Raw genomic sequence first — 3,528 nt, 5'->3', positions numbered from 1 at the left:
CTGGTCCTCCCGGCCGGCGAGGCTGGGGGCGCCGGAGTGCGGTAGGCCACCGAAGAGCGCGGTGGCGGTCGCGGAAAGCCCCACTGCCGCAACGGCAATCAGGGTTCGGACGGGCACGACGGGTTTGCGCGATCGCAGCTGCCCGAACATCACGCCCCTTCTCGGTTGAGTTTTCGCGCACGACTGGGCCGGTCATCGACGATAGCAATGCGCTACCGAGAAAGCCGGTAGCGCGGCCCTGGTGTCGCGCGCGGAAGCTCAGTCGCCGAGCCGGACCGGGAACTGTGCCAGATCGTTCTGCGTCAGCACGGGAAGGTTGTGAATCTCCTCCACGGGTACGGCCAGGGACAGCTGCGGGAATCGTTCGAACAGCGCGGGCAGCGCGATCGAGGCCTCCAGCCGGGCGAGTGCGGCACCCGGGCAGATGTGCGGGCCGTGACCGAAACTGATGTGCCGCTTCGCCGTCGGCCGGGTGATGTCGAATTCACCGGCATCGGCGCCGTGCACCGCGGTGTCGCGGCCGATGGCCCGATACGACATGACCACGCCCTCGCCGCGTTCGATGACGGTGTCGCCGACGGTGATGTCCTCGGTCGCGAACCGCATCAGCAGATGTGTCACCGGGCCGTCCCAGCGCAGCGTCTCCTCGATCGCGGTCTCCCAGTCGATCTGCCCCGACCGCACCAGCGCGAACTGTTCCGGGTGGGTGAGCAGGGCGCGCGCGGTGGTGAGGATCAGCGACACCGTGGTCTCGTGCCCGGCGGCGACCAGCGCCTGCAGATTGCCGACCACCTCGGCCTCGCCGAGCGGTTCGCCGCCGTCGGTGGCGAGGATCAGCGCGCTGGTCAGGTCGTCGGCCGGGTCGGCGGCCTTCTTGCGCACCATCTCGGTGAAGTACTCGCCCATCCGCTCGATCACCGCGAGCCGCTCGTCCTGCGGGGTGAGCAGGGAGAAGAACGCCTTGTACCAGTCGAGCAGCATCGGATGGTCGGCGTGGTCGACGCCCATCAGCTCGCTGATCACGCGCATCGGCAGCGGATAGGCGAAGACCGATTTCAGGTCGACCGTGCCCTGGCCGGAGGCGGCGGCGAGATCGTCCAGCAGTGCGGCGACCGTCGATTCGATGAACGGGCGCAGAGCGGTCAGGCGGCGCGCGGTCAACGCCTGGGTGGTCTTGATCCGCAGGCGGCGGTGTTCGGGGCCGTCGACGGTGAACATCGAGACCCCGACATCGATCATGCCGATCAGCGGCCACTGCCGGGTGACCACGCCGTCGCGCCACAGCGACCAGGAGTTGATGTCCTTGACCAGTCGTGGGTCGATGAGCAACTGCCGGGCCAGGGTATGGCCGGTGACGGTCCACGCCGGGACGCCCAGCAGTTCGATCCGGGTCAGCTGTCCGGCATCGCGTAATCGGGCGGTCTCCCCGGCGAGGTCGCCGACCATCGGATCGATCACGAGCGGTGCGGCATGCGGGCAACTGGCATTCACGGGGTACCTCCCACGGTACGAACGGGTGTGAAGGTGACCGGCAGCGACGTCATTCCGCGCAGGAACGGCGAGGGCCGGCGAGTCAGTTCGGTGGCGGCGACGGCGAGGTCGAGATCCGGCAGCCGATCCAGCAGCACTTCGATCCCGGTGCGCGCGATGATCTCCGCGATCTGCTGGGCCGGGAAGGGACAGCGATATTCGCCGTAGCTGAACGCGAAATGCGCGCTGTTGCCGCTGTGCGCGGGGGCGAGCGAATCGGAAAGGTCCTGGCGCACATGCGGATCGGCGTTCGCACCGGCCAGGCCGAGCAGCAGCATATCGCCGCGCCGGATGGTCTTGTCGGCCAGCCGGGTGTCGCGCGAGGCCCAGCGCCCGGCCAGGATCTGGGTGGGAGTGTCCTCCCACAGCACCTCGTTCATCGCCTGGCCGATGCTGTGGCGGCCGCCGCCGAGCGCGGCCGCGAAACGGTCGTCGGTGAGCATCAGCCGCACCGAATTCCCCAGCCAGTCGCTGGTCGGCAGCTGGCCCGCGGCGGTGACGGCCATCAGGTCCAGGGCGTATTCCTCGTCGCTGAACCGTTGCGGCGAACGCAGCATCCGTGAGGTCAGATCGTTGCCGGGCCGCGACTTCTTCATCGCGACGAGTCGCTGCATATGGTCGGCGAACCGGCCGTAGGCCGCCTGCGCCTCGGCGCCGCCGTCGGCCAGCGTCTTCATCGTCCAGGCCAGATCCGCGCCCTGATCGTCGGGGAATCCGATCACCCACGCCAAGGCCAGTACCGGCAGCGGTTCGGCGTATTCCGCGATCAGATCGGCGTGGCCGCGCCCGCAGAAGTGGTCGATCAGCCGATCCGCCAGATCCTCACAGGCCCTGCGCAATCCGAACGGGTCGACCTGTTCGAGGGCGGGCTCGACCATGGCCAGATGCCGCAGATGTTCGGCGCCGGCGGTGAAATAGATCGAGGGCATCGGACGGCCGACCATCGGCAGCAGCGGCCAGTCCTCCGGGATGTTCGGCCATTGGTTCCAGCACGCCACGTCGCGCGGGAACAGTTCCCCGTCGCTGGTGACCTGGTGCACTTCGCGGTAGCCGATCACCAGCCAGGCCGGAATCCCGCCGGGCAGTTCCACCGAGACCACCGGGCCGTGGGCGCGGCGCATCTCGCGGTACAACTCCTGCGGGTCGGTGTGGAAACGCGGTCCGCTCAACGGAACCGGATCGGTGGGCGACACCGGGCAACCGCCGGTGGTGAGGCCGGGCTGCGGCGCGTTCATCGGGCGGATCCCCGGGCGGCGGCCCGCAGACCGGCGGCGTGCAGATGTTCGACCAGGGCGATCAGTACCCGCTTACCCGAATCCCGCGAGCGCGCATCGCATGCCACCATCGGCACGTGCGGATCCAGATCCAGTGCCGCGCGCAATTGGGTGTCGTCGTGGCCCGTGGCCCCGAAGATGTTGCACGCCACCACGAACGGCGTCTGCTGATGTTCGAGCCGGTCGATCGCATACCAGGAATCGGTGATCCGGCGCGGGTCGACCAGCACGATCGCGCCCAGCGCGCCGGTGAACAACCGGTCCCACAGAAACCAGAAGCGCTCCTGTCCGGGAGCCCCGAACAGATACAGGACGTGTTCGGCGTCGATGGTGATGCGGCCGAAGTCGAAGGCGACCGTGGTGGTGGATTTGGCCGGTGCGCCGGTGGGATCGTCGATGCCGATGCCCAGCGAGGTCATCGTCGCTTCGGTGTCGAGCGGCCGGATCTCACTGACCGCGCGGACCATGGTGGTCTTGCCGACGCCGAAACCGCCGACGATGACGACCTTGAGCCCGTGCCGGACGGTATCGGCCAGCGGGGCCTGGGCCCGGGCGGGACGGTCGCCGAATCCGGTGCGGAGCGGATCAGAGGTTGCGGAGTCCAACGAGCACCTTCTCCAGTATTTCGGTGTCGGGCAAGGCTTTCCACGGCTGCCACGCGGGGGCGGAGCGCGGGTGGCGCACGGTGATCTTGCCGGCGTCGAGCAGGTCGGCCAGCAGGACC

General features: G+C 68.7%; 4 protein-coding genes. All 4 read right to left on the bottom strand.

What is annotated here, in order from left to right; translation table 11 throughout:
• Positions 1 to 258: 258 nt before the first annotated feature.
• From RJ03_RS25115 to RJ03_RS36265, 4 genes are read right to left on the bottom strand one after another with little or no spacing between them, the layout of a single operon-like run.
• Complete coding sequence (locus RJ03_RS25115) at positions 259 to 1,491, bottom strand: cytochrome P450 family protein (protein ID WP_036506284.1); 1,233 nt, start codon at positions 1,489 to 1,491, stop codon at positions 259 to 261.
• Entirely contained in the window at positions 1,488 to 2,765 is a 1,278-nt protein-coding gene (locus RJ03_RS25110) for a cytochrome P450 (RefSeq protein ID WP_036506281.1), read from the bottom strand. Before RJ03_RS25110 ends, RJ03_RS25115 begins: the two co-directional genes overlap by 4 nt.
• Entirely contained in the window at positions 2,762 to 3,340 is a 579-nt protein-coding gene (locus RJ03_RS25105; protein WP_269750197.1) for a GTP-binding protein, read from the bottom strand. The genes RJ03_RS25110 and RJ03_RS25105 overlap by 4 nt, the downstream gene beginning before the upstream one ends.
• A 49-nt stretch (positions 3,341 to 3,389) precedes the next feature.
• Positions 3,390 to 3,488: a hypothetical protein gene (locus RJ03_RS36265; RefSeq protein WP_245552377.1), complete on the bottom strand. Its 99-nt coding sequence runs from the start codon at positions 3,486 to 3,488 to the stop codon at positions 3,390 to 3,392.
• Positions 3,489 to 3,528 lie beyond the last annotated feature (40 nt).

The sequence above is a fragment of the Nocardia aobensis NBRC 100429 genome (genome assembly GCF_000308375.1).
Lineage (GTDB): Bacteria > Actinomycetota > Actinomycetes > Mycobacteriales > Mycobacteriaceae > Nocardia > Nocardia aobensis.
Note: the sequence above shows the minus strand (reverse complement) of the source record. Positions and strands in the feature narration are given on the sequence as shown.

Excerpts from the sequence above, each read along its gene's own strand:
- RJ03_RS25110 (WP_036506281.1), bottom strand. The coding sequence starts at position 2,765 with ATGAACGCGCCGCAGCCCGGCCTCACCACCGGCGGTTGCCCGGTGTCG.